Origin of the sequence: Shimia sp. (assembly GCF_041624275.1) — a bacterium.
Classification (GTDB): domain Bacteria; phylum Pseudomonadota; class Alphaproteobacteria; order Rhodobacterales; family Rhodobacteraceae; genus Shimia.
On record NZ_JBFJVE010000261.1, the window covers coordinates 1 to 3,127 of the forward strand.

Sequence of the window (3,127 nt, forward strand, 5' to 3'; positions counted from 1 at the left end):
AGCTCTTCCAGAAGGCCGGTGTCCCAATGCTCGGCCTGCATCAGCTTGACCGCCTTTTCACAGCCAACCCGGCAGGGCGTACACTGACCACAGCTTTCATCTTCAAAGAAGCGCAGCATGTTCAGCGCCGCATCGCGAGCACTATCCTGATGGCCCAGCACCACCACTGCGGCTGAGCCGATGAAGGTGCCATGCGGTTGCAACATGTCGAAATCCAGCGGGATGTCGTTCATGCTGGCCGGCAGCAGACCCGACGACGGCCCGCCGGGCTGATAGGCCTTGAATTCATGCCCCTCGGCCATGCCGCCGCAGGCGTCGATCACATCCATGATGGTCGATCCCGAGGGCAGCAGATGTACGCCCGGATTTTTCACCCGGCCCGAGACCGAGAAGGACCGCAGCCCCTTGCGACCGTTCTTTTCCACCGCATTCAGCACTTCGGGGCCTTCGCGGCAGATGCGGGCGATCCAGTAGAGCGTCTCGACATTATGCACCAGCGTCGGCTGACCAAAGATACCCACCTGCGCCACGAAAGGCGGACGGTGGCGCGGCTCGCCGCGTTTGCCTTCGATCGATTCGATCATCGCGCTTTCTTCGCCGCAGATATAGGCGCCAGCGCCGCGCCGCAGATCGATATAGCCCGGCGCCACCACGCCCGCCGCTTCCAGCGCGCTGATCTCGTCGGCGAGGATCTTCAGCACCGCCGGATATTCATCGCGCATATAGATAAAGGCTTTTTCCGCCTCGACCGCCCATGCCGCGATCAGCATGCCTTCGAGGAACAGATGCGGGCTGCGCTCGAGGTAATAGCGATCCTTGAAGGTGCCCGGCTCGCCCTCGTCGCCGTTCACCGCCAGATAGCGCGGGCCGTCGTTGGCGCGCACGAACCCCCATTTGGTGCCCGAGGGGAAGCCCGCGCCGCCGAGGCCGCGCAGACCAGCCTCTTTGATCTGCTCCTGCACGTCCTGCCAATCCCCGCCGTCGCGCAGCGATGCCAGCGCCCGATAGCCGCCCTCGGCCACATAGGCGTCATGGGTCTGATAGGCGGGCACATGCACATGGGTGTCGCCGGCGGCAATCGCCGCCTGCACTTTTTCGGGCGTGGCGTGGTCGATATGGTTGTGGCCGATCTCGAGCACCGGCGCGGTGTCGCAGCGCCCCATGCAGGGCGCGCGCAGCACGCGCACCTCTGCCGGATCCAGCCCGGCTTGCAGCGCCTTTTGCAGCCGTTCGGCGCCGGCCAGCTCGCAGGACAGCGAATCGCACACCCGGATTGTCAGTGCCGGCGGCGGCACCTCGTCTTCGCGGATCACGTCGAAATGAGCGTAGAAGCTGGCCACCTCGAAGATCTCGGCCTGGCCGGTGCGCAGCTCTTCGGCCAGGGCGCGGATATGGGCCGCCGAAATATGGCCATGCGCATCCTGAATCAGGTGCAGGAACTCGATCAGCAGGTCGCGCCGACGCGGGCGATCCCCGAGCAGGGCCAGAACCTCGTCATGGGCCGCATCGTCCAGCTGCCGCCCCTTGGGCGTCTTGCGGCCCTTGCCCTTGCCCGATTTCCAGATGCCCTTCTTGGCTTCGTCCAGCGCCATGGTGGTTCCCCGCGAATTGGTGTTGTGCGCAACCTAGCCCCTGATGGCGCGTCACAGCGAGCCAAAAACGACATGCATGCGCCCGTATGCGTTGCCCGGGGGCGCAATCCGCGCCGCGTTGACCAGCGGCTGTTTCCCAAACCGGTCGATCCGCTATGATGCGCTGCACCGGAAGGGAGGAACGCGAGGATGACATGGTTTGGCGCGGCCACGCTGCTGCCGGTCTTGCTGCTGGCCATGGCCGGTCTCTCGGGCGGCCTCTGGTGCCTTGTGGCGCTGCTGTACCTGACGCTTTTCGTGGCGATGATGGACCGCCTGCTGCGGGGCGCGGCGGGCCGGCGTGGCGCCGACGGTGAATTCCCCTCGGGCGCGCGCCTGTCGCTGATCCTGGGGGCGGCGCATCTGGCACTGCTGCCGGTCGCGGTCTTTGCCGTCGGAGGCGACAGCGGGCACGCGATATGGGAGCGGCTGGCCTGTTTCGCGGCCTTCGGCCTTTTTTTCGGGCAGGTCAGCAATGCCAATGCCCACGAGCTGATCCACAGGCCGCGGCGCGGGCCGCGCCGGCTGGGGGTCGCGGTCTATGTCTCGCTGCTTTTCGGCCACCATGCCTCGGCCCATCCGCATGTGCATCACCGCTGGGCCGCCAGCGCCATGGACCCCAACAGCGCCGCTCTGGGGCAGAGCTTCTACCACTTCTGGCCCCGGGCCTGGATCGGGTCCTTTGGCAAGGGGCTGCGGGCCGAAAACGCGCTTTGGGCGCGGCGCCGGGGGCAGGTCTGGCGGCATCCCTATGCGGCCTATGTCGGCGGCGGCGTGGCGGCGGTCGGGCTGGCCGCGGCCCTTGCCGGGCCCGGCGGGGCGGCGGCGCTGATCCTGCTGGCCGGCTATGCGCAGATGCAGCTTCTGCTGTCGGATTACGTGCAGCACTATGGGCTGCGCCGGCAGCGCGGCGCCGACGGACGGCTGGCCCCGGTGGGGCCGCAGCACAGCTGGAATGCGCCGCACCCGTTCTCGAGCGCGATGATGCTCAACGCACCGCGCCACTCGGACCATCACCTGCACCCCTCGCGCCCCTATCCGGCGCTGGAACTGGACCCGGCCGCGATGCCGGTGCTACCCCATGCGCTGCCGGTGATGGCGGCGCTGGCGCTGTGGCCCGGCCGGTGGCGCCGGGTGATGGATCCGCGGGTGGCGGCGCTGCACCGGTGAAACCTTTTGCGACCTGTGCAGGCGGCACCGGCGCAGGGGCGCTGCCCCACGTCCGCTTTCCGGATGAAAGCAGACGTTCCCCGGGATATTTTCGGCAAGAGAAAGCCGGTGTCAGAACAGGCTGCCCTGACCCGGCGGCGCCGGGGGGGCGGCGGATTTGCGGGGCGCAGGGCGCTGACCGAGGGTGATCCGCCCGCCCGCGAACTCGATTTCGATCTCGCTCGCCTTGCCGGCGGCCTCGGGGCCGGTGACCACCGCCCCGTCGCCGCGCACCACCGCGTAGCCGCGTTGCAGGGTCGAGTGGTAGCCGAGCGTCTCGCGCATGC

The 3,127-nt window shown here is 68.0% G+C and carries 2 protein-coding genes and 1 pseudogene; 1 reads left to right on the top strand and 2 read right to left on the bottom strand.

Translation table 11 applies throughout. The features are described 5' to 3' along the window. Positions 1-1,592: NAD(P)H-dependent oxidoreductase subunit E (locus ABZD10_RS14715; RefSeq protein ID WP_372887643.1), on the bottom strand; the 1,592-nt coding region annotated here is incomplete at its 3' end. 189 nt (positions 1,593-1,781) lie between these two features. Between ABZD10_RS14715 and ABZD10_RS14720 the strand changes: the two genes are divergently transcribed. Further along, entirely contained in the window at positions 1,782-2,801 is a 1,020-nt protein-coding gene (locus tag ABZD10_RS14720) for an alkane 1-monooxygenase (protein ID WP_372887645.1), read from the top strand. A 111-nt stretch (positions 2,802-2,912) separates the two neighbouring features. Here ABZD10_RS14720 and ABZD10_RS14725 read toward each other — a convergent pair. After that, positions 2,913-3,127 (bottom strand): annotated as a pseudogene (locus ABZD10_RS14725) (exodeoxyribonuclease VII large subunit); the annotation flags it as partial.

What these genes read in the sequence shown, in the direction of transcription:
- ABZD10_RS14720 (WP_372887645.1), top strand. Translation starts at nt 1,782, where the DNA reads ATGACATGGTTTGGCGCGGCCACGCTGCTGCCGGTCTTGCTGCTGGCC.